This window comes from Kosakonia sp. YIM B13571, assembly GCF_042788095.1.
GTDB lineage: Bacteria > Pseudomonadota > Gammaproteobacteria > Enterobacterales > Enterobacteriaceae > Kosakonia > Kosakonia quasisacchari.
On sequence record NZ_JBHZPL010000001.1, the window covers coordinates 114,460 to 139,769 of the forward strand.

Annotated in this window: 25 protein-coding genes, 1 tRNA gene and 1 pseudogene; 14 read left to right on the plus strand and 13 right to left on the minus strand. The window is 50.1% G+C overall.

Annotation, left to right across the window (positions count from 1 at the left end; translation table 11 throughout):
• Positions 1 to 86: 86 nt before the first annotated feature.
• Entirely contained in the window at positions 87 to 818 is a 732-nt protein-coding gene (locus tag ACFX4O_RS00610; protein ID WP_131413540.1) for an SDR family NAD(P)-dependent oxidoreductase, read from the plus strand.
• A 50-nt stretch (positions 819 to 868) separates the two neighbouring features.
• Here the strand turns inward: ACFX4O_RS00610 and ACFX4O_RS00615 are convergent.
• Positions 869 to 1,350 (minus strand): annotated as a pseudogene (locus ACFX4O_RS00615) (LysR substrate-binding domain-containing protein); the annotation flags it as partial.
• Between the two features lie 451 nt (positions 1,351 to 1,801).
• Between ACFX4O_RS00615 and ACFX4O_RS00620 the strand changes: the two are divergent.
• On the plus strand, positions 1,802 to 2,305 hold the full coding sequence (locus ACFX4O_RS00620) for a DUF6622 family protein (RefSeq protein WP_328590681.1): 504 nt from the start codon (positions 1,802 to 1,804) through the stop codon (positions 2,303 to 2,305).
• Between the two features lie 490 nt (positions 2,306 to 2,795).
• Positions 2,796 to 3,242, plus strand: coding sequence for a carboxymuconolactone decarboxylase family protein (locus ACFX4O_RS00625; RefSeq protein ID WP_380206559.1), 447 nt, complete (start codon positions 2,796 to 2,798; stop codon positions 3,240 to 3,242).
• 44 nt (positions 3,243 to 3,286) lie between these two features.
• Here the strand turns inward: ACFX4O_RS00625 and ACFX4O_RS00630 are convergent, their stop codons facing one another.
• The 3 genes from ACFX4O_RS00630 to ACFX4O_RS00640 form a co-directional block, all read right to left on the minus strand.
• Positions 3,287 to 4,144, minus strand: coding sequence for a hypothetical protein (locus tag ACFX4O_RS00630; protein ID WP_380206561.1), 858 nt, complete (start codon positions 4,142 to 4,144; stop codon positions 3,287 to 3,289).
• 241 nt (positions 4,145 to 4,385) lie between these two features.
• Entirely contained in the window at positions 4,386 to 5,129 is a 744-nt protein-coding gene (locus ACFX4O_RS00635; protein WP_380206563.1) for an SDR family oxidoreductase, read from the minus strand.
• Between the two features lie 251 nt (positions 5,130 to 5,380).
• The gene (locus tag ACFX4O_RS00640) at positions 5,381 to 5,821 is read right to left on the minus strand and encodes a GNAT family N-acetyltransferase (RefSeq protein WP_380206565.1); all 441 of its coding nucleotides are present in this window, start codon (positions 5,819 to 5,821) and stop codon (positions 5,381 to 5,383) included.
• Positions 5,822 to 6,224: 403 nt separating this feature from the next.
• On the opposite strand from ACFX4O_RS00640, the gene ACFX4O_RS00645 reads away from it, so the two are divergent.
• The 6 genes from ACFX4O_RS00645 to ACFX4O_RS00670 all read left to right on the plus strand — a co-directional run bounded on the left by ACFX4O_RS00645 (position 6,225) and on the right by ACFX4O_RS00670 (position 9,527).
• Positions 6,225 to 6,656 carry an SRPBCC family protein gene (locus ACFX4O_RS00645; RefSeq protein WP_380206567.1) on the plus strand — a complete coding sequence of 144 codons (432 nt, stop codon included), beginning with the start codon at positions 6,225 to 6,227 and terminating at the stop codon, positions 6,654 to 6,656.
• 117 nt (positions 6,657 to 6,773) lie between these two features.
• Entirely contained in the window at positions 6,774 to 7,157 is a 384-nt protein-coding gene (locus ACFX4O_RS00650) for a Rid family hydrolase (RefSeq protein WP_380206569.1), read from the plus strand.
• Between the two features lie 33 nt (positions 7,158 to 7,190).
• On the plus strand, positions 7,191 to 7,754 hold the full coding sequence (locus ACFX4O_RS00655; protein ID WP_380206571.1) for a GNAT family N-acetyltransferase: 564 nt from the start codon (positions 7,191 to 7,193) through the stop codon (positions 7,752 to 7,754).
• Positions 7,755 to 8,085: 331 nt separating this feature from the next.
• Complete coding sequence (locus tag ACFX4O_RS00660; RefSeq protein ID WP_380206573.1) at positions 8,086 to 8,313, plus strand: hypothetical protein; 228 nt, start codon at positions 8,086 to 8,088, stop codon at positions 8,311 to 8,313.
• 273 nt (positions 8,314 to 8,586) lie between these two features.
• On the plus strand, positions 8,587 to 9,120 hold the full coding sequence (locus ACFX4O_RS00665; RefSeq protein ID WP_380206575.1) for a glyoxalase superfamily protein: 534 nt from the start codon (positions 8,587 to 8,589) through the stop codon (positions 9,118 to 9,120).
• 319 nt (positions 9,121 to 9,439) lie between these two features.
• Positions 9,440 to 9,527, plus strand: a tRNA-Ser gene (locus ACFX4O_RS00670).
• A 557-nt stretch (positions 9,528 to 10,084) separates the two neighbouring features.
• On the opposite strand, the gene ACFX4O_RS00675 is transcribed toward ACFX4O_RS00670, so the two are convergent.
• Complete coding sequence (locus ACFX4O_RS00675) at positions 10,085 to 10,984, minus strand: LysR family transcriptional regulator (protein ID WP_380206577.1); 900 nt, start codon at positions 10,982 to 10,984, stop codon at positions 10,085 to 10,087.
• A 98-nt stretch (positions 10,985 to 11,082) separates the two neighbouring features.
• Here ACFX4O_RS00675 and ACFX4O_RS00680 point away from each other — a divergent pair, with 98 nt between their 5' ends.
• Positions 11,083 to 11,805: an SDR family oxidoreductase gene (locus tag ACFX4O_RS00680; protein ID WP_131413316.1), complete on the plus strand. Its 723-nt coding sequence runs from the start codon at positions 11,083 to 11,085 to the stop codon at positions 11,803 to 11,805.
• A gap of 186 nt (positions 11,806 to 11,991) precedes the next feature.
• On the opposite strand, the gene ACFX4O_RS00685 is transcribed toward ACFX4O_RS00680, so the two are convergent.
• A complete protein-coding gene (locus tag ACFX4O_RS00685; RefSeq protein ID WP_380207617.1) occupies positions 11,992 to 12,975 on the minus strand; it encodes an NAD-dependent epimerase/dehydratase family protein in 984 nt (327 codons plus the stop codon).
• 98 nt (positions 12,976 to 13,073) lie between these two features.
• Here ACFX4O_RS00685 and ACFX4O_RS00690 point away from each other — a divergent pair, with 98 nt between their 5' ends.
• Entirely contained in the window at positions 13,074 to 13,982 is a 909-nt protein-coding gene (locus ACFX4O_RS00690; protein ID WP_131413312.1) for a LysR family transcriptional regulator, read from the plus strand.
• Between the two features lie 273 nt (positions 13,983 to 14,255).
• Here ACFX4O_RS00690 and ACFX4O_RS00695 read toward each other — a convergent pair whose 3' ends face one another.
• The 4 genes from ACFX4O_RS00695 to ACFX4O_RS00710 are packed head-to-tail and all read right to left on the minus strand — an operon-like array spanning position 14,256 to position 16,873.
• Complete coding sequence (locus tag ACFX4O_RS00695) at positions 14,256 to 15,494, minus strand: MFS transporter (RefSeq protein ID WP_380206580.1); 1,239 nt, start codon at positions 15,492 to 15,494, stop codon at positions 14,256 to 14,258.
• Positions 15,491 to 15,820: a hypothetical protein gene (locus ACFX4O_RS00700; RefSeq protein ID WP_131413309.1), complete on the minus strand. Its 330-nt coding sequence runs from the start codon at positions 15,818 to 15,820 to the stop codon at positions 15,491 to 15,493. Before ACFX4O_RS00700 ends, ACFX4O_RS00695 begins: the two co-directional genes overlap by 4 nt.
• The gene (locus ACFX4O_RS00705; RefSeq protein WP_380206583.1) at positions 15,817 to 16,386 is read right to left on the minus strand and encodes an isochorismatase family protein; all 570 of its coding nucleotides are present in this window, start codon (positions 16,384 to 16,386) and stop codon (positions 15,817 to 15,819) included. Before ACFX4O_RS00705 ends, ACFX4O_RS00700 begins: the two co-directional genes overlap by 4 nt.
• 34 nt (positions 16,387 to 16,420) lie before the next feature.
• Positions 16,421 to 16,873, minus strand: a complete 453-nt coding sequence (locus ACFX4O_RS00710; RefSeq protein WP_380206585.1) for a MarR family winged helix-turn-helix transcriptional regulator — start codon at positions 16,871 to 16,873, stop codon at positions 16,421 to 16,423.
• Positions 16,874 to 17,170: 297 nt separating this feature from the next.
• Here ACFX4O_RS00710 and ACFX4O_RS00715 point away from each other — a divergent pair, with 297 nt between their 5' ends.
• Positions 17,171 to 17,650: an Rrf2 family transcriptional regulator gene (locus ACFX4O_RS00715; RefSeq protein WP_020457333.1), complete on the plus strand. Its 480-nt coding sequence runs from the start codon at positions 17,171 to 17,173 to the stop codon at positions 17,648 to 17,650.
• Between the two features lie 65 nt (positions 17,651 to 17,715).
• On the opposite strand, the gene oqxB is transcribed toward ACFX4O_RS00715, so the two are convergent.
• Positions 17,716 to 20,868: a multidrug efflux RND transporter permease subunit OqxB gene (gene oqxB, locus ACFX4O_RS00720; RefSeq protein WP_131413303.1), complete on the minus strand. Its 3,153-nt coding sequence runs from the start codon at positions 20,866 to 20,868 to the stop codon at positions 17,716 to 17,718.
• A 23-nt stretch (positions 20,869 to 20,891) separates the two neighbouring features.
• Positions 20,892 to 22,067 carry an efflux RND transporter periplasmic adaptor subunit gene (locus ACFX4O_RS00725; RefSeq protein WP_380206588.1) on the minus strand — a complete coding sequence of 392 codons (1,176 nt, stop codon included), beginning with the start codon at positions 22,065 to 22,067 and terminating at the stop codon, positions 20,892 to 20,894.
• A 334-nt stretch (positions 22,068 to 22,401) separates the two neighbouring features.
• Between ACFX4O_RS00725 and ACFX4O_RS00730 the strand changes: the two genes are divergently transcribed.
• On the plus strand, positions 22,402 to 22,776 hold the full coding sequence (locus ACFX4O_RS00730) for a helix-turn-helix domain-containing protein (protein ID WP_380207618.1): 375 nt from the start codon (positions 22,402 to 22,404) through the stop codon (positions 22,774 to 22,776).
• A gap of 465 nt (positions 22,777 to 23,241) precedes the next feature.
• Here ACFX4O_RS00730 and ACFX4O_RS00735 read toward each other — a convergent pair whose 3' ends face one another.
• Positions 23,242 to 23,400 carry a hypothetical protein gene (locus ACFX4O_RS00735; RefSeq protein WP_165501941.1) on the minus strand — a complete coding sequence of 53 codons (159 nt, stop codon included), beginning with the start codon at positions 23,398 to 23,400 and terminating at the stop codon, positions 23,242 to 23,244.
• Positions 23,401 to 23,756: 356 nt separating this feature from the next.
• Between ACFX4O_RS00735 and ACFX4O_RS00740 the strand changes: the two genes are divergently transcribed.
• Entirely contained in the window at positions 23,757 to 25,310 is a 1,554-nt protein-coding gene (locus tag ACFX4O_RS00740; protein WP_380206590.1) for an L-lactate permease, read from the plus strand.

Consider the following 25,310-nt stretch of genomic DNA (forward strand, 5'->3'; position numbering starts at 1 on the left):
CTTATATTTGGTATAGCAAAAGTGCGTAATTGATATTAAGTATAGAATTTATATCATCTGTTTTCGACCTAAATCGGAGAAATCAGATGGGCAGAATAGAGAAAAAAGTCGCTGTGGTGCTTGGCGGTGCGAAAGGGATTGGGCTGGCTATCAGTCAGCGTTTAGCCACTGAAGGGGCCGTTACCTGGTTCACTTCGCGACGAGAAGAAGACCTTGAGACAGCCAAAAGCAAAATATCGGGAACCGCGATACCGCTACAGGCTGATGTCAGTCAGAAGAGCGAACTGAGTCGTATCATGCAGACAGTTGCAGAAAAATCAGGTCAGATAGATATCTTGATAATCAATGCTGGAATGTCGGAATACGCCCCGCTTGAAGAGGTCAGTGAGCAGCATTTTGACCAGACGTTTGGCCTGAATGTTCGCTCTCCTGTCTTTGCCCTGCAGGCAGCATTACCTTTGATGAAACCCAGCAGCAGTGTCGTTCTCATCGGTTCAATTGCTGATGTTCTCGGCACACACGGATATGGCGTTTACTCGGCCAGCAAAGCCGCACTGCGCTCTTTTGCCCGCACCTGGACACGCGAACTTGCCGCGCGCGGTATCCGTGTCAACGTTGTCGCGCCTGGTCCTGTCGACACTGAAATGATGGCGGCAACGTCTGATGAAGTGCGTAAAAGCTTAACCAGCGCAATACCGCTCGGCAGAATGGGTCAACCTGAAGAGGTTGCCAACGCTGCATTCTTCCTCGCAAGCGATGAGAGTTGCTATATTGCCGGCGCAGAGATTTGCGTTGATGGCGGCATGACGCAGGTATAAGCGTTCACACGACGGCCATCCCTGGATGGCCGATCAGAGTAGCAGCAAGATCAGATAATGTCGGCTATCCAGTCTGCAAATGCGCGCACGGCGGGAGAAAGAAAGCGTTGATGCAGGTACAGTAAAGTGACCGGTACTGGTGGCGGTTGCCAGTCTGCAAGCACCTCAATGAGCCTTCCTTCCTGCTGATGCTCTGAGACAATGCGCCCGGCAAGCTGCGCCAGTCCGAAACCTTCAAGACACATTTTTATATAAAGCCCCGTTTCGTTAACAACCACATCGCCATTAACAGGAACGGACAGCGTCTCAGCGCCACGCGCAAAACGCAATTCACCCGTACGCCTGGCTGAGCCGGAAAAGTAATGGATTGCACGATGCTGCAACAATTCGTCGGGCGACTGCGGAATCCCGTTTCCCTGAGATACGCCGGAGAGGCATAGGTTATCCAGCGAAACCGGCCAAGCGGACGAGCTACCAGCGTGGAGTTATTCAGCTCCCCCGTTCTCGCCACGCAGTCGACCCCTTTTTGCAGAAACCTTCCTGCCGCTGGCGCAGTCGCGCTGACAGGTATGAAACGCATGAGCATGATTTATTACGCAATCGCCTTTTCTGCAGGTCTCGGGATCACCTGCGCCGTCAAAACATGACGGCGTTTTTTTAAAGCGAAATTAGCGGAATTTGCCGGTTTACCAGAAAGCCCACTGCATACACAACGTAACGGCTCAGCTTACCGCATGCAGGCAGAACTGAATCTGCTGGTCTTTAATGCCGCTGACCAGGCTTGTCATATCCCGGGTCCGGCCTGATGTCACTGACGTGTCACCTTGCAGTCATGGCGTTGTCGTGTACGGTGCCAGCCTGATATGTAAGTCTCATCGCAGGCATTGCAGTGGACGGTAACAGTGATGAGTGTCGCTGAAAAGGTTATGGTGTGACGGTTCACCGGTGCTGAAGAAAAAGAGTAATTTTCGTAACCGGGACAAATGATGGATATGGCACACTTTTTAAGAGAAACACCCGTATGGGTATGGATAATGCTGGCCTTTTTACTACGCCGTGGTTTTGCTGCGCTTTATGACCGGGAGATGGCAATCGGGCGGTTGTTTTTACTGCCGGTACTTTTTCTTGTCTGGGGAACATATGGCGTGATCACCGAGACAGAACTGGCTGGAGTAAGTCTTACAATGATGGCAGCCGGACTGTTCGCAGGCACCGCACTCGGATACCGATTATGGCGCTCACTGCCACCGCTGAGAAATACAGACAATCCAGGCATGATTATCAGAGCCGGGACACCGCTGACTCTGGGATTGATCGTCATTGCTTTTAGTATGAAGTTTACCCTGACCTCGGCTCTTTATCTGCAGCCTGGATTAAGGTCAACTACAAGCTTTTGTATGTTGTTTGGCGGTGTGACGGGGCTTGTTGACGGCATATTCTGGGGGGGAACGCTGAGACTTTACCTCCCCTGGTACAGTAAAAGATGATTAATGCACACCGTTCGTTATTGAAATCCACCCGACTCGCTGAGTCAACAATGCTGTTCCATACCCTGCTGATGTACTGGCCAGGCTGGTCCCGGCCAGCATCCCGGTAACGGGACAGGCTGCTTTTTTTCTCAGTGCGGGGCAGAATCCATCTTCTGCAGAACACGGGGTGAACGGTTGATGCAAAGCCGATAATACAAAGCAAAGTATCTGACAGGTTGATCTGAGCGAAAAGCGGAAATTAACCGTGCGTTTATCATCCCCCAGGAATCGCCTTCGATGAATTCTTTTCTCTGTTTAACGGGAAGAGATTCCCTCTATTAATGTCCTACCTTCTTACTCAGTATTTATCGCTTTTATTTATGACCTGAATGGCTAATATCACAACGCCTGAGCAGACGTACTGCTTCAAATTCGTCGTAGCGGCTCTTTATAGCATCGAAATAACAAACATAAGTTTACTCGAACATCTAAAAAAGGAGAGATAGATATGAAGCGTCCAAATTGGTTTCAAGTTTCTGCCGAAAGTGGAAAGGCTATGAAAGTGCTCCATCATTACGCCACTACCGGGACAGATTTGCCAGCTAATCTTATTCACTTAATTTTTTTAAGAGTTTCAAAAATTAAAGGTTGTGCGCACTGTATCGATATACTCTCGACCTTATCAAGGCTGACATTTCCGTTGAAAACGGTAGTATTGGTGCCGGTTTGGCGTGAAGCGACCTATCTATTCTCGGATATAGATCAAGCTGCGCTCTCATGGGCAGAAGAAATTACTCATATCAGTGAAACACACGCTTGCGATGAAGCATATTCTGCAGCACTTTCTGTATTTGGTGAAAAAGATCTGGTTGAACTTACCCTTGTTATTGCCACCATGAATGCCATCAATCGTATGGGCATCAGTTTTCGCATGAAGCCGCTCGCTAAAGCCTGAAATGCTGTGCTGGCTAAGCGAGGTTATGCATAATATTCTGAATTCTATAATGAAATAATTATCGGGGGATGCACCTCTTTGAAGATAAAACATCCCTCATACTGATTTTGGGGTGGGATTGTTTCACGTTCGAAAGCATGATGCCATGCAGTGCTGACATCAGATATTTGTTCCGCTGTAAGCAAATTGTATGCAGCCGCACCGGATAAAAGTTCCACGGAGAGAGGATCGGTAATCTGAAAACTAAATAACGTTAAATCATTGTGTAAAGCACTACCGCGTTGGGCAAACTGAGCAATAGAATGACTTTGCACGGGAAATGCGTCCTCAAAATACTCTCGTACGGATTTCAACTGTAGTTCCGCCTTCTCAAGGCTACCTCGTCGTTTTATATGGAGATTGTGAAGCATTATTAACATCCGGTGCGCTGGATACGTTGAGGTTAAGTTGATCAAATTTTCAGCCATCCTGATGTCACGCCATGCAAAAAAGTTTATTCCCGCTCTGGCCTTGAAATATTCATCAATTTCTTGTTGTTGAATGGGTTGCCATTCCGGGGTGAATTCAGTTACAGCTCGACGAGGAATACAGTCAATTCCAAGACAAGGAATTTGCCGGGATATAGCCCATGCCAATAAATTTAATGTTTCTTGCGTACGTAATATCCTGGGAAAGTTTTTAAGTCTGCAAATGGCAGTTTCATTATGTTGATGCGAAAATAACATCCCTTTACTATCCGCTTCAAATATCAACACAGCCGAATTTTTAAAATAGCGTTCTGCGATATTCTTTCTTAATTGAGTATATTCCGCGACACCATGTATGGATTCTCCCAGAAAAATAAAACGCTTATCGCGGAAAAGCCGTTGCTCTTTAAGAGCATAATCCGTAGATCTACGCATCAGAATTATGGGCCGCAAGTGATAATTACATTAGATTACATTAACTTTATATGGCGGCTACGGACAAGTGATTTGAACCTTATAAATTCATATTGCTCGATAGGCACAATGACTCTCTTCCTGCATGTAGCGGGCATGGCGTGCGACACAGGTTCCAATTTAACTCGCACACCCCATCACTGAAGTATATCTACTTTAAATAAACGGCCTTGAGTGGCCGTTCTGTTTAGCGCCACCTGACTCAGACCCTACGACTAAGATTTTCGCGAGTTGGCCCCTGGAAGTAGATACTACTTATATGGCAACTACGCGGTTGAGTCAGCACAAAACAAATCGTTTCCCAGACCGATCGCCCATTCAGTAGACGTTCCCCCATTCTGGAATGATTATCGACAAACGTATCTAATCCGGTAAGTTCGAAATCCGGTGGGTACAACCCGGTAACACGTATGTTCTCTCCGGACAGTTGCTGTGACAGTTTCGTTGTAAAGCCGCTAAGCCCATGTTTGCTGGCAAAAAAAGCGGGATGGGCAATTGAATCCGTAAAGTTCGGGATCCCGCATGAAGATATAATGGAGACGATATCAGCACTGTCTGAACGTCTTAATCCAGGCAGCAATGCCTGCGTCAGTAGAATCGCCCCTGTCAGGCCTGAACTGATGGTATTGATAATTTCTGTGTCGGGTTGATCGTCTAACGTCCCTGACAACCACTGAGCAGCATTGAGGATTAAAATGTCGACGGGCTTGTTTGAAGTTAATAGCTGTGAAGAAAACTGAGAAAGGGACTCAGGCCGGGTTAAATCACAGAGATACCCTTTTGCAATGCCGCCTTCAGCAGTGATGATGTTGCAGGTTTTCTGAATATCGTCAGCCCGCCGCGCGCAAAAATCTACCTCGACGCCCTCTCGCGCTAACCACACGCACAGCGCCCGGCCAAATCCCCCGCCGCCACCGGTAATAACCGCTCTTTTACCTCTCAACATCTTCATGCATCCTTTTCTTAATGAGTATGTGTGGATGGATATATACATGAGGAAGCTGAGTGACATCTTTCCGTTAGTGCCATTTTTATATGAGGAAGATAAATAAGCTGCACTACATACTGTTGAATAATAGTGTTGAACAAAGTGCCAGGGGATTAGCTTCTTTCGCTTCTGGCACAAGGCAGCCCATGAAAATATCATCGGACGGTTATTTACGCGAAGCTGTAATTTGGCTTTAGGTATTGCTGTATTTACAACTTGACGGTATATCGGACAAAATCATCCAGCACGGCAAGCTTATCGTACAGTGCCCGGGCAGGATTGGATTCTCTGGTAACCCAATAGACTTTCGACCATGATTTCGTCCGGGCTTCATCACATATCGCCTCAATCAGTGCTTTTCCCGCGCCAAGGCCGCGCATATGCTCATCAACAAAAAGATCTTCAAGATAACAATGAGGCTGTGTTACCCATGTTCCCTCATGCAGCACGCACATAGCAAAACCCACCACTTTCTGTTCGGTTTCCGCAAGCCGGCACATTAAATCAGAGTCTGGAGACAACACCCTACGCCAGGTCGATAAGGTAACGGCATCGCTCAGAGTGCTGCCAGAAAATTTCAAATATCCTTTCCAGAGCCTTAACCAGACATCGTAATCCTCTGCTTTAGCTTCACGTACCTTAAACGACATGACATATACCTTGATGAGTAAGTGTTAATCCCATAATAACAAAGATGATTTTTGCGCTCTAGCGCTGCTTCCAGGCCATGCCTCTTGCTAAAAATTCCGGGGTGCTAATATCCGTTCCTGGCACGAAGCGGGTAGCGCCAGAAGACAAGATGTTCGCTCGCAGTGAGAGTCGGACATTTCTTTCTTATTCCTTTATCCATTCAAATTAACGTTTAAAAAGCCATTAAGCATTAAATCTCAGACTATCTTTCTCTGGCCTGCAGACTAGTGAGTATGTTTTTAGATGCCTGCCTGAGCGAGATTTACTCTCCCTGAGCGAAAAATGGGGTTTGGCATTTTTGGCGTTACGCCATTATAAGTACACATTGAATATGTCCACTTACTCTATCTGATGAGCAATTTTATGAATGAAGACAACGTCTGGAGTAAGTCCTTTACGCTGACTGTAAGAAGCAAACCGAAAGCAATATGGCAGGCCTTCGTCGACACCGATAACTGGAAACGATGGAACCCTGGCGTAAAGTCAATCACTATCGAGGGGCCATTTCATAGGGGAACATGGTTCACAATGGAGTTACCTCAAGGCGATGTTGTCCGTAGTCAACTTACTGATGTTTCTGAAGAAAAACATTTCATTGATGAAACCTGGGTGGATGAAACACGGGTCAACGTTGAACATCGTATTGAGGCATCTGGATCCGAGCAGAGTATCTTGATTTACGCGATCAGCACCCAGGGCCCCCAGGCTAAGGCTTTCGGCGAGGGGATCAGCGCAGATTTCCCAGAAGTGATGGCGGGGTTGGCTAGATACCTTGCCGAAACAGATTCAATGTAAATGACATCTGAATTCCTGTTTTGTCGGCGGGTGGATGATAATCCTGACGGAATTGCCACAGAGCATAACGGTTTGGTACATGCTGGCATTTATTAAGTCATCAATTTGAGAAAAATTATGAAAAAATCGATAGTTCCTGAAGAATTTCAGCATTATTTCGATGACTGGCACTTCTCCCCGGTCATCGAAGCTGATGGCACAGTGTATCTCTCAGGAGTTACCGCGGCACGCAAGGACAAACCGATAAGTAAGCATCCTGAAGAACAATTTCACGATGCGTTTTATAAGCTGGGTATTTATTTAAACGCCGCCGGCTTGGGCTATGAACATATACTTGAGATGACCACTTTCCATATTGATCTTAAAAAACATATAGACGTTTTTTCTAACGTAAAAGATGAATATATAAAAGCGCCATACCCGGCATGGTCCGCCATTGGTGTATCAGAATTCATTCCAGAAAACGCACTTGTGGAAATGCGAATTGTGGCTAAAAGGTAATTTCTGCATGTCATATTTTATGAGGGTTTCACGGTGAGTGCTAAATTAATTGAGCCTTTGATGTCGGATTTATATATCCTGGAACCCTTAGATAAATCTCATGCTAGCGAAATGTATGCAGGATCATGTTCTATTGACGATTATAAGTTCATACCGACCAACCCACCGGCAAACCTGGATGAGTTGACAGCGCGTTATGAGAGAATATCTCAGCGTTACTCGCCAGATAAGAGTCAAATTTGGCTAAACTGGGTGATTATACATCGTAACTCTGGTACGTATCTTGGGTATGTCCAGTCGACCTTGATGGTTGATAAAGGCTGGGCATATATTGCTTATCATGTATTTGGGAGGTATCAAAAAAGAGGAGTGGCGAAACAGTGCGTGTGTATGGTAATAGATTTTTTATTTAAAAAATATAATTTATCTCATGTCGACGCATTGATTGATTCCCGTAATCTGGCCTCAATTGGTTTAGTGGAATCTTTGAAACTAAAGAAAATTAATGAGTTGAAAGATGCGGATTTCTTCAAAGGATCAACAAGCAATGAATTTCATTATAGAGTTTTTAATAATGAATGGGCAACGAGAGTGTGAGTTTATAACGATAAACGATGGAAAACATAAAAGATAATAGACCGTCAGAAAAAACATTTAAATTATAATTTATTGAAATATCGCTATTCGCAATGCCATTTCCCCTATCACACAATCGCCTGTAAACCCCGTTTAAATGAGAGACGTATTACCCCTGATCATCAATCTATCGATATACTTGCAATATCCGTTGAACTCACAGCACGAAGCGGACGTTAGCCCCTCTCACTCTTGCTGCAATAACATTCATACAATTTTTATAAAGAAAGAGCTCTGAGAGGCAATACATGTAAGAATAATTAATTCAGCAAATCACGGAGTATGACCACCCATGACAATTGTATTCATCCCTTCTCTTGTGGCATTGCTTGAAGCACAGGAAAAAGAAACCGGCCGCGAATTGAGCCGGCATGAGGTTGAGTCGATACGGGATAATGCTACCGCTATTAACTTACCAACGGACATTGCCCATGACATGCTTGCAAGCCGGGGCTATCCCGATCTCAATGCAGAAAATGTCTGGGTAGAATGGTTAGCCTATAAAAACAGAGCATTGTGAATTGTATTGAATGATTATGAGCAGAACGTCGCGAATACAGTCATCCATTCACCTTAACTACCTGAATTGGTAGCCCCATCTTCATTCGAACCTGAAACCTTGTGGCGTTTCACGAGCCTGGGTATTCTCATTCAGGGCTCGTGCTGCCCGCCACTCACTTCCTGAAAGGAAAAGGTGAAAGCATGTTTGTTCTCAACCTCATTAATTTTAAAACTCTTGATGGTCGGGACGTGGTAATGCGAGCACCACCATTTCCTGACAGCAGGAGAATATATGTTTTCTATCGAGCAAGCCAAACAAATGGCTGCAAAGTTAAAAGCCTCTCTTGAGTTGCGTGAACATAAGCTTTCTTATTCCACCGCGCTCGAAACGGTTGCACACCAGTTAGGCTTCAAAGACTGGAACACAGCGGCAGCAACGTTGCCACCGCAGATCCCACAGTCTCAGATCCAATTCAGTAAACCCATCCCCATCCTGCGAATTTTTGATGTCCGAAAGGCACAGGAGTTCTACCTTGAATTTCTCTCATTCAGCGTTGAGTTTGAACACCGGTTCGAGCCCGGCTTACCACTGTATATGGGCATTGCCAGAGAAGGGTTGCAGTTACATCTTTCTGAACATCACGGTGACGCCAGCCCGGGCGCAACGATATTTATTCCTCTGAATAATATTGCGTTGCTCAGAGATGAACTCCACGGCAAACAATATGGGTACGGTCGCCCGGAAATCGTTAAGCAAGACTGGGGAGACGTCATGGAAGTCCACGACCCGTTTGGCAACCGGCTCCGCTTCTGTCAACAAAGCTAGTTTGTCCGGCGTCGAGCGACAAAATTTCGCCGGGTGCGGGGTGAAATCGAGCCGGTCCATCGGAAAAAATTGCGTTTTACAATTTTGAGAATTGAGTGCGAATTAACAAGGTTTACTCACGTGTAATGCAAGACAACCGCAGTACCTGTTCGCTTTGCTTTATTGACCGGTAAGCATGCGAATTTCGCAGCAAATCCTCGTATTGCTCACGCCTTAAGCGAACAGTCATGAAAGCTTAAAATCTTGCTTGACCGTTTCAGTACAACTCCCTATAGTAGCGCCCCGTTGCCCCCAGTACTGGCTGGCAGCGATACAATGTGGTGAGGTGTCCGAGTGGCTGAAGGAGCACGCCTGGAAAGTGTGTATACGGCAACGTATCGGGGGTTCGAATCCCCCCCTCACCGCCATCATTTAAAGAAGAGCTCGCATGAAAATGCGGGCTTTTTTTTCGCATATCGCACCCCCGCAGGGGGGATGAGACGCCCCGACCGGGGTTCGACAACTGGCGCAGTCCGTTGGACAGATGACGAGCCCGCGAGGAATCTGCCCGCACAAAAACGCCGGGAGCGATTTTGAACAACGCTTGCGTTGGCCCTGAAGGGCCGAGTAAGGGTGAGCGAAGCGAATCAATCCCCCCCTCACCGCCATCATTTAAAGAAGAGTTCGCATGAAAATGCGGGCTTTTTTTTCGCATATCGCACTCCCCAGGGGGATGAGAAGCCCCGATCGGGGTTCGACAACTGGCGCAGCCAGTTGGACAGATGACGAGCCCGCGAGGAATCTGCCCGCACAAAAACGTCGGGAGCGATTTTGAACAACGCTTGCGTTGGCCCTGAAGGGCCGAGTAAGGGTGAGCGAAGCGAATCAATACCCCTAACCGCTATATTCTGAGTGTCATAAACAGACATAGCGCATGACAAAAAGGGGTCAATATCAGCGTGCGGACCGTAACAAACGCAGGCGATTAAATATGCTGCCGCCGCCATTGCCTGACATGGTCGATCAGGGCGCGGAGTTTGGGTGCCATATTGCGACGTTGAGGGAAGTAGAGATAGAAGCCCGGAAAATAAGGAAGATAATCATCCAGCAGTGAAACAAGCTGCCCGGTTTCAACAAACGGCCTGAACGTATCCTCCGTGGCAAACGTAATGCCGCCACCAGCCAAAGCGAGCCGCAACATAAGGCGTAGATCATTAGTGGTGATCTGCGGTTCAATCGCCAGACTGAAAGGTTCTCCCGCCTCCTCAAATTCCCAGCGATAAGGGGCGACATCTTTGGCAGGACGCCAGCCGATACACCGATGATGGATCAATTCACGCGGATGCGCGGGTGCGTTGTTCGTCGCGAGATACGCGGGTGAGGCAACCGCCATTTCACGTTGTTTTTCGGTAAGCGCGACGGCGATCATATCCTTTTCGATCACCTCTCCAAGCCTTACGCCAGCATCATAACCCGCGGCCACAATATCAAACTCCTCATCCGTCACGACAATATCAACTGTCACGGCAGGATTGGCCGCCGCAAACGAAGCGATCAGCGGGCCGGAAAGAAATGCTTCGGCTATTGAGGTCACTGCAATCCGAAGACATCCTCGCGGCATATTCTCCGACGCGACCTCTTCAAACGCCGTTTCAATACTGGATAACGGTGATGACAGGGATTGACGCAGCCGTTCTCCCGCTTCCGTCAGGGTTACTGAGCGCGTCGTACGCATTACCAGCATTGTGCCGAACGCATCCTCAAGTCGTCTTATTCCCTGACTGATCGCCGATCGGGTGACGCCCAGACGAGCGGCGGCTGCGCTGAAATTACGCTCTTCTGCCACCGCGATAAAAACAGGTAAAAGATTGAGATCAATTTTCATTGTTTAACACTGCTAACCAGTGAGTCCAGTAAAAGCAGGATACTGGAACCAATCGTTACGTTCTATGATCGTTTCGAACTCAACTGAAGGAGCATGCTATGAATAAAGTGATATTAATTACCGGCGCATCCAGTGGAATTGGAGAAGGTATTGCCAGGGAGCTTGGAAACGCAGGCGCGAAGGTGTTATTAGGGGCTCGCAGACTGGAGCGCATCGAAGCCATTGCCGCAGAAATACGCAGCGCGGGCGGTATTGCTGAGGCGCGTGAGTTAGATGTTACCCGCCGCCAGTCGATGACGGGCTTCGTGCAGGCCGCGCTTGATCAATGGGGCCGCGTAGATGTGCTGATCAACAATGCAGGCATCATGCCGCTCTCTCCGCTTGCCGCAGGCAAACAGGATGAATGGGAGCGCATCATCGACGTGAATATCAAAGGAGTGCTCTGGGGCATTGGCGCTGTTCTTCCCGTGATGGAAGCGCAGGGCTTCGGTCAGATAATCAATATTGGATCTATCGGTGCCCTTTCAGTCGTACCAACCGCCGCCGTCTATTGTGCCTCGAAATTCGCGGTACGCGCGATTTCGGATGGTTTACGTCAGGAAAGCCCAAATATTCGTGTGACCTGTGTCAATCCCGGCGTGGTGGAAAGTGAACTTGCCTCAACCATTACCCATCCGGAAACCAGGGCGGCGATGGATGAGTACCGTGCTGTGGCACTTAAACCTGCGGATATTGCCCGTGCCGTGCGGCAGGTCATTGAGGCCCCTGAGAGCGTTGATACAACAGAAATAACCATCAGACCAACCGCATCAGCCAATTGACATTCCTGACTGATGGCACGTTGGATCCATTGTCTAAAAGTAGAGGGGCTGGTTTGCCGCGAAACATACAATGGAACGATGCTAATTCCTCGCTACACCGATGATGTTACGTCTGCTCCTCGCCCGGAGCAGACATGGCTATGCCTTGGTTTGCCGCTTCGTGCCAGAAACGATACTCAGATCCACTCACGAATGCGTGGATAACGCGTGATTAACGCAGCCCTGGCCGATTAACGTGGTACGCACAGCCTCAATAAGCGGGGTATGCGGTTCGTGGCCTAAGAAAGCGATCAGTTTTGCATTGTCCATCTGTATTGCCTGTTCCCATAAATAGCGCATCTCCAGCATTTCATGCAGTGTGGTGTTGAAAGGTGCCATCGCCGTGATGAGCCACCAGGGAAATGATTTTACCTTCGCGTAAACACCCGCAAGCTGTGTGACACGCTGTATGGCTCCAGCCATCGCCGTACCATCGGCATCCCAGTGTCCCCGCATATGAAAGCAGGCAAAAGGGTCAAGTTGCTCCCGACGCGCCAATAGCGCAACCAGCGTTTCGGCAACATCCGGTAGGTAGGCCCACTGATGGCCTGTCCCGGCTTTGCCTGGGTTTTTAATTATCCGCGGGGATTGCCCCGGTTTGATCAATCCCTGCGAGAACCAGTTGTTGCCTGCGTCAGGGCCAAAGAAGTCACCGGCCCGCAGAATCAGCGCCTTTCCGCCACGCTGCGCGTAAGCGAACAAAGCCTTCTCCATTTGCACTCGTATTGCCCCTTTTCTGGTGACAGGATTTTGGGGAGAGTCTTCCCGTAAAAGTGGAAAGGCGTCCGGACCATAGTTGTAAACGGTGCCCGGGAGAACGATTAATGCACCATTTCGTTCTGCGGCATTGATGGTGTTCTGTAACATTGGCAAAACCAGTTGTTCCCAGTTTCGATAACCTGGCGGATTAACAGCATGAACAATCACATCACACTCTGACGCGGCAGTCGCGACCTGCTCAGCATTCAGCGCATCACCCTTTATCCACGTCATACTCTCGTGCTCTTCATTCTGCGGGGCGTTGCGGCGCAATGCATGAACGTCCCATTTTTCGCGGATGAGTTTACGGGCGATTTCACCACCGATTCCGCCTGTTGCGCCCAGTATGAGTACCTTGTTATTGCGGTTCATTGTCTTACCTTTGCCGGATATCTTGTCTGTTGACATCGTAGTGCCTGTACGAGCTAAATGTAATTGCATGACATCAGACAGCAGGTATGCATTTTTGTATGAAGCTAAATATTCCATGGGAATGGTATCGAACCTTCCTGGCGGTGATGAAAGAGGGTTCCCTGTCGGGAGCCGCACGCATGCTTTCCATCACCCAGCCCACAGCGGGGCGTCATGTAGCGGCACTGGAATCCGCCCTTGGTTTGGTTTTGTTTACACGTTCTCAGACTGGCCTGCAGGCCACGGATGCGGCGGTAGCGATTCAGGGACATGCGCAAGCGATGGAAAACACGGCCAGTATGATTGAGCGTTCGGCTGCCAGCTTCAGTGCCCACTCCGCCGGGTTACATGGCGTGGTTCGCGTATCTGCGAGCGAAATTATCGGCACCGAAGTGCTGCCCCCTTTGATTGCACAAATTAAAGAAGATTATCCGCAACTTACCATTGAACTGGTGCTGTCTAACCGACTACAGGATTTATTGAACCGGGAAGCGGATATTGCGGTACGCATGAGCACACCGGTGCAGGAACAACTGATTGCGCGTCGGTTGGGCAGTATTGAAATTGGTCTGCATGCCTCGCCGTCCTATCTGGCACGCCACGCCGCACCGGAAAGTATTGACGAGTTGTTCACCCATACGCTTGTGGGCTTTGATAAAACGACGCCCTTTATTTTACAGGCACTGAAACACTTTCCTCAGTTAAATCGTGAACGCTTTACCGTGCGCACTGACAGTGATGTAGCGCAATTGAACCTAATCCGCGCAGGCTCAGGCATAGGGATGTGTCAGGTTCAACTGGCCGATTTCCCTGTTCCGTTAGAGAGATTGATGCCTGATTTCTTTGCATTTCATCTCGACACCTGGCTGGTGATGCATGAGGACTTGCGGCACAGTAAGGCCTGTAAAACGGTGTTTGATATTCTCGCAGCAGGCTTACAGGCTTATATCAACAACGTAGGGACATGAAGACGGCCACCTCAGCGCCAGCAGGTGACGGAATATTTGGCCTGGTAGGCAGAAATCGCATGTAAATACCCGCGACCTCAATTTTGTCAGGAATGCCATTACTGTGAACCTTTTCAGAAGGCAGACTGTCTGCTTCTCGCTCGGAGCAGACCTGCCGCTCTTCAGCTTTTCCGTTTCGTGCCGGGAGGTGTCTGGATTATATGTGCTGATTCACTCCCTCCAGTATCGAAAATTATTATGTGTTCGACCGTTCGTTGTGCTGTTTTCCTGGGTTCAGATATCGTCCTGATATTTATCCTGTTTCCGGTTGAGAGACGATACAATTAATCCTGCCACTGCAGCGGCCAGTCCGGATAACGCGGCAATACCCATAGCCCATCGGGGACCGATATTATCAGCCACCCAGCCCGTCACTGGCGCGCCAATTGGCGTTGTTCCCATGGCAACAGCAACCCTCAGCGCCATCACCCGACCACGCATTACCGGCGTGGTTGAAAGCTGCATCAGACTGTTCGTGGCATTGGTGAAAAACATTGCTGCACTGCCGGTGACGATAAGTGAAGCCGCAAAAAACCAGTAATCCGGAGACAATGCAGCGGCGGCACAGCCACATGCGAACACACCGGCACTGACAACCAGATGGCGGAATTTAATGCGGTCATAACCCGCATTCAGTAACGCTCCAGCCAGGGTTCCTGTGGCTATAACGGATGACAGAAAACCATAGCTGGCAGCGTCAGCATGGAAGATTCTTATCCCCATAGAAGACAGGAATATCGGAAAATTCAGACCAAATGTTCCGATAAAAAAAAGCATCAACAGGATCGCAATCAGATCCGGGCGCCCCCTGACGTAAGAAAGACCTTCGGTAAATGCTCCCCTGCGCCGGGATGCCCTGCCGGACAGATTCAGCTCTGCTTTTCTCAGGAAAAACAGGGAGGCCAGGATGCCCAGAAATGAGAAACCATTGATCAGAAAGCACCATCCGGTTCCGGCAGAGGCGATAAGCACGCCTGAAACCGCCGGACCGATAAAACGTCCGGCATTAAAAGACATCGAGTTCAGCGCGACGGCATTGGAGAGATCGCTTTCGCCGACAAGCTCTGACACAAATGTCTGGCGAACCGGAGCATCAACCGCCGTAATACTGCCGAAAAGAAAGGCAAACACATACAGATGCCACAGCTGAATAATTCCTCCCACCGTCATCAGACCAAGCATGATCCCCAGTCCCCCCATCGCTCCCTGAGTGAACATCAGTAATTTCCGCTGGTTAAACCTGTCAGCAGCAATGCCAGTCCATGGCAGGAAAATAAAATGCGGGGCAAACTGCAGCGCCATAACCGTTCCCAGGACTGAGCCGTTATGCGGGGTCAGAATGACAAAAACCAGCCAGTCCTGTGCGGTGCGCTGCATCCAGGTTCCGATATTAGACACAAACGCCCCGGCAGCCCAAAGCCGGTAGTTAAAATTACGCAACGATCGGAAAACAGCGTTGTTGAAAGGTTTCATTTTTGGCGCGGATTATTTCCGCCATGAAACTGACCAAAATGATGTGCGGAAAAAAGAGCAATACCAGCCATACCAACAAACAGAGCAATCGCGTCCGACCAGCGGGCTATATCAACCCGGCCTGAATAGATAAGCAGCACCCAGGCCAGTATCAGATTGGCCAATCCCCACAGGACATTGACCATGGATGATGAAAGCCCTTTGCCGGAAGGTGTGGCAAAAGGTGTCTGAAACGCTCTGCCCAGAACGCCACTGATAACATGGGGCACGGCGTTCATAAGACAAATACCCCCACCGAACAGGGATAAATAATGTAACAGGCTCATTTATTCTTCCTGTTTTCCAGTTCTGTGAGGATATCGACTGCCCGTGCAGTTTCGCCAAGCCGGGGAAAGATATTCTGTACACTCCAGTTATGCGCTTCCGGTCGGTTGTCGGTCATGGCGTCAAGCGGCAACACCACATTGAAACCGCAATCCCAGGCCTGCCGTGCCGTTGCTTCCACCCCTGTACCGGTTGACACACCGGTGATGATGACCTGGGTCACGCCGAGAGATTTCAGACGGGACTCCAGCTCAGTTGTGGAGAAGGCTCCCCAGCTGTATTTGGTCACAATAATATCTGACGGTTGTGGGGCAATCTCTGTAATGAAGTCGGTGAAGTCCTCCGGCAACGTATCGGGCAGACTGCGGCGATCGTCCCGTCTTCCCGGAGGTATCCCCGCGACACTGACCAGCACAACAGGCAAATGACGCTGACGAAAAGCCTTTATCAGAGCTGCGCCGTTCTCAACAACAGCGGAGACTGAAGCATTGTAAGGTGCACCAATAATGCCTTTCTGCAAATCAATAACAATTAATGCCGGGAGGAGATCAAGTTCAGTCAGGGCCATATCTGCTCCGGAAAATTCGTAATATTAAAAACCGTTATTTCTCCACAAGCTTTTGTAGCAAGCCGATAGCAGCCAGAACCTGCCGCTGCTCTTCTCCCGTCAGATGTTGTGCCACTGCACGGCTTAGCCAGTCCTGGCGTGCAGATCGCCCTTCCTGAAGAAGGGAGAGGCATTTATCCGTTAACGATATAATGATCTGGCGGCCATCCTCTGGATCCGCCGTTCCTCTGACCAGCCCCTTTGACTGCAGGGCTGAAACAAGCGTTCTCATCGACTGATGACGAATTCCCTCCGCCTGTGCCAGAGAAGAAATCGTCATCGGGCCTTCTTTTTCCAGCCTCAGCAGTGCCGACGACTGACCGGGGCTCAGATCACTGGTATGCCCTTCGTCACGCAAGCGTCGCTTTAGCATGCTGAAAAACTGCCGCAGCTCTGCGGCAATGGCTGAATTGACAGCATCGCTGTCGGTGTATTTTTTGATAGTCATGAAATCACCTTAAACATATACAGCTAAACTGTAAAGTTAAACTGTATTTCTATTCCCTACCCTGACTCTATTGTGTCACTTAATTTTTCTCCGGGAAGGGTTTGAACCAGTTCAATGACGAGTGCACGGATGAATAACGTGCGCCCATCCGGCGCGCACCGGAAACTCTTTTTTACAGCTCAGCTTAATCGTTGACTGCTTCAAAAAAATTCCCGTATTTGTTATATTGTTGCTCATTGCTTATTCACCTCTGCGGTGCCAAAAAGAACAAGATTCACCGCAACCCAGGACTATAAAATGTTAGATTACCGCTTCCCGACAGCTTTGCAGATGGTTCTCAGCGTAGCGATGGCGGAGCAAGTGGGTGAACGTTCGACGAGTGCGATTCTGGCCTACGGCCTGGAAGCGAATCCGAGCTTTATCCGCAAATTAATGGTTCCGCTCACGCGTGACGGCATTATCGTCTCAACGCTTGGCCGCAACGGGTCAATTCACCTCGGCCGCCCGGCGGAAGAGATCACCCTGCGCGATATCTACCTTTCCGTCATCGAAGATAAAAAACTGTGGGCGTCGCGTCCTGACGTACCGGCCCGCTGCGTAGTCAGCGCTAACGCGTGTTGGTACTTCAAATCCATCGCCGAAGAAGCGGAGCAGGCTTCGTTACAGGTATTAGCGCGCCATACCGTGGCAAGCGCGCTGGAAGAGGTCAAAAAAGCCGATACCAGCGGATGGGATCCGGTGCCTGAGCTTATTGCCCAGTATAAAAAAACGTCTTAATTATTTACTTATTGCGAAAAAAAACCGCCTTCACAATGAAGGCGGTTTTTTGTATCTGCAACAATTTATGCAGGCAAAACGTCATTTACCGGTTTACCGCGCGCCACGAATTTACGCAGCGTTACGTAAAACACCGGTGTTAAAAACAGCCCAAACAGCGTCACGCCCAGCATACCGGAGAACACCGTGATCCCGGTGACGCCGCGCACTTCTGCACCCGCACCATGACCGAGGATCAGCGGAATCGTCCCGGCAATGAAGGCGATGGAGGTCATAACAATTGGGCGTAAACGCAGGCGGCAAGCCTCCAGCGCCGCTTCCATGATGCCTTTCCCCTGGATTTCCAGCTCGCGGGCAAACTCCACGATCAGAATCGCGTTTTTACACGCCAACCCCATGAGTACCACCAAACCAACCTGCACGAACACGTTGTTATCGCCACCGGTCAGCCAGACGCCAAACAGCGCGGACAGCATCGTCATCGGGACGATAAGGATCACCGCCAGCGGCAGCGTCCAGCTTTCATACAGCGCCGCCAGCACGAGGAAAGCCAGTAAAACCGCGACCGGGAAGACGATCAGCGCCGTATTGCCCTGCGTGGCCTGCTGGTAGCTCAGATCCGTCCATTCAATATTCATCCCATTTGGCAGTATCTGCTTAGACATCCCGTCCAGTTGCGTCATCGCCTGCGAAGAAGAGAGGATGCGCGGATCGGCATCGCCAATCAGATCCGCCGCCGGATAACCATTGTAGCGAATCACCGGATCCGGCCCGTAGGTGGTACTGATATTCACCATACTGCCGATCGGTACCATTTCGCCCTGATTATTACGGGTGCGCAAATTAGCAATATCTTCCACGCTGTCGCGGAACGGCCCGTCGGCCTGCGCCATCACGCGCCAGGTACGACCGAACTGGTTGAAATCGTTCACATAAGACGATCCCAGGTAGGTTTGCAGCGTACCGAAAAGATCGGTCAGCGACACGCCCTGCGCTTTCGCCTTATCACGATCAACCTGCACATCCAGCTGCGGAACGTTAGCCTGGTAGGTTGAAATGGGGAAATGCATCCCCGGCGTCTGCATAATCGCACCGGACATGGTATTCACCGCACTTTGCAGCGCGCCATAACCAAGACCGCCACGATCCTGGATGTACAGCGAATAACCAGAACCCTGGCCCAGCCCTAAAATCGGCGGCGGCAAAATGGAAAAACCAAAGCCTTGCTGAATTTGCGCGATTTTAGCGTTGATCTCAGCGTTAATTTCCGCCGCAGTATGTTTACGCTGGTCGAACGGTTTCAGGCCAAAAAAGACCGTCCCGGTATTCGGCGTGTTAGTGAACTGCAGCGCATTAAGCCCTGGAAAAGCGACCGCATAATCCACACCTTCAGTATTCATACCGATTTCGCTCATTTTGCGGATCACCGCATCGGTGCGTGCCAGCGAAGAGCCTTCCGGCATCTTCACGCCGCCAATCAAATAGAGCTTATCCTGTGTCGGAATAAACCCACCGGGTACGGCTTTAAACATGACGCCAGCGGCGCAGAGCAGCAGAACATAAACGACAAACACCGCACCACGTCGACCGAGCGTTTTGCCAACCAGCCCCTGATAACCGTTCGAGCTACGGTGGAAAAAGCGGTTAAACGGACGGAAAAGCCAACCGAACAGTCGATCAATAAGCCTGGTCGGGAAGTCTTTCGGTGCGCCGTGTGGCTTTAACAGCAACGCAGCCAGCGCCGGAGAGAGGGTCAGCGAGTTAATGGCAGAGATCACCGTCGAAATCGCGATCGTCACCGCAAACTGTTTATAGAACTGACCGGTTACGCCGGAGAGAAACGCCATCGGTACAAACACTGCGCACAGTACCAGCGCAATAGCGATAATCGGCCCGGACACTTCACGCATCGCCTGATGCGCCGCCTGCAGGGGAGCAAGCCCCTCTTCGATATTTCGCTCGACGTTTTCCACCACCACGATGGCGTCATCCACAACAATACCGATGGCTAACACCAGACCGAACAAACTCAGGGTATTAAGCGAAAAACCAAGCAGGTAGAGAATACTGAACGTTCCCACGATCGATACCGGCACCGCGATCAGCGGAATAATCGACGCGCGCCAGGTTTGCAGGAACAGAATCACCACCAGTACAACCAGCACCACCGCTTCCAGCAGCGTTTGCACTACCGCGCGAATAGAATCGCGTACAAACACCGTCGGATCGTAAGGTGCCGCCCATTTCATATCTTCCGGGAATCGCGTGGCCAGTTCGTTCATTTTGGCACGCACCGCGTTAGACAAATCAATGGCGTTCGCACCCGGCGACTGGAAGATACCAATCCCGACCGCGTCTTTATTGTTAAGCTGGGAACGCAGCGCATAGCTGCCAGAACCCATTTCAATACGCGCCACGTCGCGCAGGCGTACTACCGAGCCGTCTTGTGCCGTTTTCAGAACAATATTGCCAAACTCTTCTTCCGTGTGCAGACGACCCTGGGCGTTAATTGAGATCAGGAAATCGCTCTCTTTCGGCAGCGGCTCCGCGCCAAGTTGCCCGGCGGAAACCTGTACGTTCTGCTCCTGCATCGCCGTTACTACATCCGAGGCAGTTAACCCGCGCGCCGCCACTTTATTGGGGTCCAGCCAGATGCGCATCGCGTATTCGCCCGAGCCGAAAATCTGAATCTGGCCGACACCCGGCAGACGCGCCAGTTCATCTTTCACTTTTAGCGTGGCGTAGTTACGCATATACAGTGAATCGTATTTACCGTTGGGCGAAAACAGATGCACCACCAGCGTGAGCGTCGGCGATTGTTTCTGGGTGGTAATGCCCAAACGCCGCACATCTTCCGGCAGACGCGCCTCGGCCTGTGATACGCGGTTTTGCACCTGAACCTGCGCCTGATCGGGATCGGTACCCGGACGGAAAGTAACGGTGGTCACCAGTACGCCATCAGAGCCTGCGACAGATTTCATGTACATCATGTTTTCAACGCCGTTGATCGCTTCTTCCAGCGGCGTCGCCACGGTCTCTGCAATCACTTTCGGGTTGGCGCCTGGATACTCCGCGCGTACCTGCACGCTTGGCGGTACGACGTCAGGATATTCGCTGACCGGCAACAGCGGGATGGCGATTAATCCTGTGACAAAAATCAGAATCGACAGCACCGCGGCGAAAATCGGCCTGTCGATAAAAAAGCGGGAAAAGTCCATGTGTCGGATTCTCAGGTAAGGGATCAGTTGAGAGCGGGGCTGGCGTTCATGGCTACCGTTTTCGCGTTAACCGGCATACCCGGCATAAACACTTTTTGTAAACCATCGACGATGACTTTATCGCCAGGGTTCAACCCCTTCTGCACGATGCGTAAACCGGCAGCGAGACGCCCCGGAGTAATATCGCGACGCTGTGCTTTACCCTCTTTATCAACGATATAAACATATTTGCGATCCTGATCGGTCAGTACCGCTTTGTCGTCGATAAGCGTGGCTTTGAATTCAGCGCTGCCTGGCAGACGTACGCGGGCAAATAGCCCCGGCGTGAACTGACGCTGCGCGTTATCTAACAGTGCGCGCATACGGATCGTGCCGGTACTCGGCGTTAACTGATTATCAAGAAAATCCACTTTGCCCTGATGCGGGTAGCCATCCTCGCCAACAAGGCCAATTTCCACGGGTAGCGCCAGGTGATTACTGGACGCCCCTTGTCCGCTGCGGGCGAGATTTTGATAGTGAAGGTAGGTCGATTCATCCACGTCAAAGTAGACGTAAACGGTTTTCTGTGAGACCAGCGTGGTGAGTACGCTGGCGCTGTCACCTGCCGTGACCAGATTACCGCTGGTGATCAGCGCACGGCTGGCGCGGCCATCAATAGGCGCGGTCACTTTGGTGAAATCCAGATTAAGTTGCGCGGCGTCAACTGCAGCCTGCGCTGCGCGAATGTCGGCCTGAGCCTGGACGGCGGCCGAACGGCGCTGCTCCCACTCTTCACGGGATACCAGGTGGGTATTGATTAATTTATCGGTACGGTTAGCCTCACTTTGCGCCAGGCTGGCCTGTGTTTTGGCTCTCGCCAACGTCGCCTGCGCCTGCTCCAGCGCGGCGCGATAGGTTCTGTCATCAATAGTGAACAGCACCTCGCCCTTTTTCACTTCCTGGCCGTCGGTGTAATTCACTTTATCAATGTAGCCGGAGACGCGCGGGCGGAGCTGAACACTTTCCACCGCTTCAATCCGGCCGTTAAAGCTATCCCATTGGCTAATGGATTTCACTACCACGTCAGCGGCACTGACGGCGGGAGCTTGTGGCACGGCGTTTTGCGCAACACCATTATCGCATCCGACGAGCACGACGGAGAGCAACATTGCTCCCAGCGCATTCAGATGAAAATTAACCCAAGGTTTTTGCAGGCTCATTATTTTTATTCCGGTAATTGTAGCCGCCGGGCAAGACGCCGCGGGAGACGCTGCGCCACTTCCTTTGTCCGGGCTGGCTTAAGGCCATTTGTGCCGTTCATCGCCACAAAACTGTAACAGTTGCCAATACACTATCGCGGGGATTGTAGGGAGGCGCTAAATTTAGTGCAAGAATAATTGATACACTTTATGTGCTGTTTGAGTGAGGGCCAAAAGTCGCGTTTTCGGCAAGGATTTAAATGCAACAATAAAACTTGCAATTAATGCAAAAACGGGCCACCTTTAAATGCAACAGACAAAGATGCTTTTAAATAAGCGGCGTGAGGGCAACAAGATGAACACTGGCGCATTTATTCACGATTTACTCGACTGGATCGACAACAACCTGGAAAGCCGTCTGGACATTGAGACCGTCTCCAGGCGAGCCGGCTATTCGAAATGGCACCTCCAGCGGCTCTTCAAAGAGCATACGGGTTATCGTCTCGCCGAGTATATCCGCGCGCAAAAGCTGCAAAAATCGATTGAGCGTTTAACCCACAGCGACGAGCCGATCTTGAATGTGGCGATTGCGCTAGGCTTTGACTCCCAGCAGTCCTTCAACCGCAGCTTCAAGCGTCAGTATGGCCAGGCGCCCGGCGCATGGCGTCGCAGTATCGGCTGCCCTCAAGCGCAGCAATTACGCCAGCAATCAACTCAGCAATCAACATAGTGCGTCGTGGGACTGGCAGATCCGTTCAGGATGAAATCGTCGGCCTGATAGTAGCAGGCCATCGATATTACAGGCAGGTTGCCCGGCGCGTACGGTTTGACGTTTCATTAAAATAACCGTATTGAAAAATCCGGTATCGCTTGCACTGCATAGTTATTATCTGCTTGGTATGACGGGGAGCGATGTGAATTATTTACAAACCACACCCTCATCTTTCGATCTCTTACCGAGGGCCTCAATCCTTATTTTTCCGTAGAAGATTTAACCCCCGCCCTCTTCTCCTTGTGAGAATTTAATTTCCCTGACCAAGCTACCTGACGTCATTACCGGAATAATTTTACGCCCCCACTGGCACACTCGTTTCGTTACTGAGATCTTTAGCTCCCGGCTAAACTCACCAGTTGAGCGAATGTCCGGAGGGGAAATAATATCTCTCACCTGAAATCCTTCTGCATGATACAGACTTCAAAAACGCTTAAATAAGTCGTCAGAAGCGTCTGTCATCTTTTTGATATCAGACGCATCAATATCACCAGACTTTCTTTTCCAGTGCAGATACTCCCGCTTCGCGCAGATCTCTTTGATGGTGTAGCCGATTTGACGAGCTTCATCGCGGCGATGCACTTGCACGCCGGAAAACGAACTTACTCATGGCAATATTTTCACCAGCACATTTTCATGTCTGTCGCTGTTCGTTAAGCATAAAGGGGGAAAATTAAGCGCAATATTTTCCCGATCGGCCTGGATGACTCAGGGTTTAAATTTAACTACCCCCATATTGTTATATTGGTTAATCGTGGTATCTAAATTTAAATAAAAATTAACAATCTTTAAATATATGCGTATCTTTTGTTGGTTTTTTTAGTTTTATTAATTGCTGAAGCGATCCATTCGAACGTTTTTCCTCCATACAGTCGGTTATAAACACGTCCTGTTATTTGTCACACAAAACAACCGACATTTAAAAACAGGACTTGATAATGCCCGAATACCTACTTTTTGCGCTGGGCCTCGTTCCGCTCATGCTCATGGTTTTTTTAATACTGAAAGTGAAAACACCGATTCATTATTCAGTGCTCATTACGCTCGCCTTAACGTGTGGGTTGACGATGGTTTTCTGGCACATGCCAACAGAAACGTTGCGCGCCGCCCTGACCTACGGCGCCCTCAAGGGTCTTTGGCCAATTGTGATTGTGATTCTGGGGGCGATTTTCAGTTACAACGTGATGCAAGCGACCCGCGCACTTAACATCTTGCGGGATGTCCTTATCGGCATCAGCGACGATAAACGCATCCAGGTGCTGCTCATTTCCTGGTGCTTTGGCGGCTTTCTGGAGGCGGCTGCCGGTTACGGAACCGCAGTCGCTATTCCTATCGGGATTCTGATTACGCTTGGTTTTCCGCCCCTGAAAGCCGCGATTGCCTCGCTGGTTGCCAATACCGTTCCCACCGCGTTTGGTGCTGTTGGTATTCCCGTCACGATACTTGCCGAACAGGTGCATTTACCGGTTAACACGCTTGGCGGCACCATCATCATGCAGTTGGCGGTGTTCAACATCCTGCTGCCGTTTGTGATCATTTGCATCATTGGCGGCGGCGTTCGGGCTATCCGCGGCGTGTTCGGCATTACGTTGCTGTGCGGTGTAGCAACACTGATTCCGCAGTATTTCGTGGCTATTCATCTCGGGGCGGAATTGCCTGCCTTTGCAGGCAGCCTGGTGAGTCTGATCGTGGTGGCGCTGGCTGGGCGCGCGCGTAACGGCAAAACAGAACGGGAATGGCGGGTCGATAATAAAAGCAAAACGGAAGCCGCGCCCCGCTCTCCCGTTGTCCTGCTCAGAACCTGCTCCATTTATATACTGATGTTTGTTTTCATTCTGCTCTGCTCACCGCTTTTTCCGGGCATTAAATCAGCGGTTTCACAGATTGCTTCCGTGCTGCACTTCCCGCTGGCAAATGGTGAAACACTGACGCTCAAGGTGGAATGGCTCACCACTCCCGGCATGCTTATCATCTTTGCAACCCTTATTGGCGGCTTTATACAGGGGGCATCAGCGAAAGGAATGCTGCAGGTATTTGTTGAAACCCTTCTTCAGCTTAAAAACTCCATTATCGCGATTATGGCAATCGTCGCGCTGGCAACCGTGATGGATGTCAGCGGGCTGATTTCCACGCTGGCACAAACAATGGTGCACCTTACCGGTGGCGCGTTTGTCTTTATATCGCCGGTTATTGGCGCACTTGGCACCTTTGTGACCGGTAGCGATACCAACTCCAACGTGCTGTTCGGCAAGTTACAAACCATGGCAGCGGAAAAGCTGCATATCGATCCCAACTGGCTCGCAGCGGCCAATACCGCCGGGGCGACCGGTGGGAAAATGATCTCGCCGCAAAGTATTGCTATCGCCGTCTCCGCCACGCGGATGGAGGGGCAAGGCAGCACGATTATGACGGGCACCATGAAGTACTGTGCCGCTTACATCTTCATCCTTGGGCTAAAGGTTGGCCTTTTTTATTACTGGTTTATGGCATAA